3 protein-coding genes are annotated in these 2,726 nt (G+C 62.6%); all 3 read right to left on the bottom strand.

All coding sequences use genetic code 11. The features are described from left to right. Positions 1-23: 23 nt before the first annotated feature. On the bottom strand, positions 24-281 hold the full coding sequence (gene moaD / locus EN994_RS25975; RefSeq protein WP_013532479.1) for a molybdopterin converting factor subunit 1: 258 nt from the start codon (positions 279-281) through the stop codon (positions 24-26). A 1-nt stretch (position 282) separates the two neighbouring features. Then, a complete protein-coding gene (pgsA, locus tag EN994_RS25970) occupies positions 283-879 on the bottom strand; it encodes a CDP-diacylglycerol--glycerol-3-phosphate 3-phosphatidyltransferase (RefSeq protein WP_013532480.1) in 597 nt (198 codons plus the stop codon). Positions 880-976: 97 nt separating this feature from the next. After that, a partial coding sequence (gene uvrC, locus EN994_RS25965; RefSeq protein WP_127307919.1) for an excinuclease ABC subunit UvrC occupies positions 977-2,726 on the bottom strand: 1,750 nt, incomplete at its 5' end.

Below are 2,726 nucleotides of genomic sequence, written 5' to 3'. Positions count from 1 at the left end.
CAGGTATGATCCCGCCGGTCATTTCAGCCCCCGGTCATCGGCGGGAACAGCGCGATTTCGCGGGCGCCCGCGATCTTCTCGCGGTGCTCGACATGCTCCTGGTTGATAGCGACACGGATGACGTCAGGATATTGCAGCGCGTGCTCGTAGCCCTCGCCGCGCGATTTCAGCCAGCGCAGGAGATCGGCGACCGTCTCGATGCCAGCCGGCAAGTCGACGTCTTCCTCGGGCATGCCGATGCGCTCGCGCACCCAGGCAAAATAGATGAGCCGGGTCGTCATCTCACTCGTCCATGATGTGCTTGAGGCCGGCGCGGAAATAGTCGTAGCCGGTGTAGAGTGTGACCAACGCCGCGATCCACAGCAGCACCAGCCCGGTCTGGGTGGTCAGCGGAAAGATCTTGTCGCCGGCCGGTCCGGCCAAGAGGAACGCTATGGCGACCATCTGGATGGCGGTCTTCCATTTTGCCAGCTGCGTCACCGGCACCGAGACTTTCAGCGCCGCCAGATATTCGCGCAGGCCCGAGACGAGGATTTCGCGGCACAGGATGATGATCGCCGCCCACAACGACCAGCCGGCAATGCCCGCATGGCGATCGGTGTCCGCAGCCAGCAGCAGCAGGCAGGTGGCGACCAGCAGCTTGTCAGCGATCGGGTCGAGCATCTTGCCGATGTTGGAGGTCTGTTGCCAGGCGCGCGCCAGATAGCCATCCAGATAATCGGTGATCGAGGCGAGCAGGAAGATGATCAGCGCCGACCACCGGGCAAAGTCGCTCGACTTCAGATGTCCTTCGAGAAAAAAGCACAGCACCACCATCGGCACCGCGACGATGCGGGCGTAGGTGAGCATGTTGGGCAGGTTGAACGCGCGCTTGGCCATATCCGGGAAACTCTTTCTGCCTGCCTACTCAAATCAGAAGCGAATGTGGGGGGTCAACAGGCCAGATTCGACAGGCCAGATGAAAGTGCCAGATTTTTCAACTCTCGTGGAAGTGATTGTAGACCAGTTTCGCCACCTGCTCGGAAATCCCGTCGACTTTCCGCAGATCCTCGATGGCCGCGCGGCTGACCGCCTTGGCGGTGCCGAATGCCAGCAGCAATGCCCGCTTGCGGCCGGGACCGATGCCGCTGATCTCATCAAGTGGGCTCTTGACCATTTCCTTCTTGCGGCGAGCCCGATGCGAGCCGATCGCGAAACGGTGAACCTCATCGCGCAGCCGCTGGACGAAATAGAGCACGGGGTCGCGGACCGGTAGGGAAAACGAGTCCCTGCCTTTGACGAAGAACCGCTCGCGGCCGGCATCGCGGTCCTGGCCCTTGGCGATGCCGATGGCAACCACGCGGTCCTCGATGCCGAGATCGGCGAGGATCTTGCGCACCGCGGTCATCTGGCCCTGGCCACCGTCGATCAGGATGACATCGGGCCAGGCCGGGAAGCTGCCGGAGATATCGTCCTCCATATCGTCTGCCGAACCGTCGGCTGCATCCCCAGCCGGGACATCGCCATGCTCCTTGAGCAACCGCGAAAACCGCCGTTCCATCACCTCGCGCATCATGCCGAAATCGTCGCCAGGCGTGATCTCGGTCGAGCGGATGTTGAATTTCCGGTACTGGTTCTTCACGAACCCCTCCGGTCCGGCAACGACCATGGCGCCGACGGCATTGGTGCCCATGATGTGCGAATTGTCGTAGACCTCGATGCGCACTGGCGGCTTCGGCAGGCCGAATGTCTCGGCGAAACCGGCAAGCAGGCGTCCCTGGGTGGAGGTTTCAGCCAGCCGGCGTCCGAGCGCTTCGCGGGCATTCTGCAAAGCGTTGTCGGTCAGGTCCTTCTTCTCGCCGCGCTGCGGCACGGAGATTGCGACCTTGCGGCCGGCGCGGGTGGAGAGCGCCTCGGCCAGCAATTCCTGATCCTCGACGCCATGCGACAGAAGAATGTTCCGCGGCGTCGGCTTGTCGTCATAGAACTGCGCCAGGAACGAGCCCAGCACCTCGGCTGCTTCCAACGCCGGATCGGCCTTGGGGAAATAGGCGCGGTTGCCCCAGTTCTGGCCGGTGCGGAAAAAGAACACCTGGATACAGACCTGGCCGCCTTCCTGATGGATGGCGAAGACATCGGCTTCGTCGACGGTCGCCGGATTGATGCCCTGGTGGCTCTGCACATGCGACAGGGCCGCCAACCGGTCGCGATAGATCGCGGCGCGCTCGAAATCGAGAGCTTCCGACGCTTGCTGCATGGCGGCCGAGATTTCCGTCTTCACCTTCTGGCTGCGGCCGGACAAGAAGTCCTTCGCCTCATTGACCAGCTCGGCATAGTCCTGGTGCGAGACCTCGCCGGTGCAGGGACCGGCGCAGCGCTTGATCTGATAAAGCAGGCATGGCCGCGTGCGGTTCTCGTAGAACGAGTTGGTGCAACTGCGCAGCAGAAAGGCGCGCTGCAGCGAGTTGATGGTGCGGCCAACGGCACCGGCCGAAGCAAAGGGACCGAAATAATCGCCTTTGCGCGAGCGCGCGCCGCGATGCTTGTAGATGCCCGGCGAGACATGGTCGCCGGTCAAGAGGATATAGGGAAACGACTTGTCGTCGCGCATCAGGACGTTGAATCGCGGCCGCAAGCGCTTGATAAGATTGGCTTCGAGCAGCAGCGCTTCGATCTCGGTGCGGGTGACGACGAACTCCATCGTCGACGTTTCGCGCACCATGCGGCCGATGCGGGTGGTGTGGAAG

Source organism: Mesorhizobium sp. M7A.F.Ca.CA.002.09.1.1 (assembly GCF_003998555.1).
GTDB lineage: Bacteria > Pseudomonadota > Alphaproteobacteria > Rhizobiales > Rhizobiaceae > Mesorhizobium > Mesorhizobium ciceri.
The sequence above is the reverse complement of the archived record's forward strand: the minus strand, read 5'-3'. Positions and strand labels throughout refer to the sequence as shown.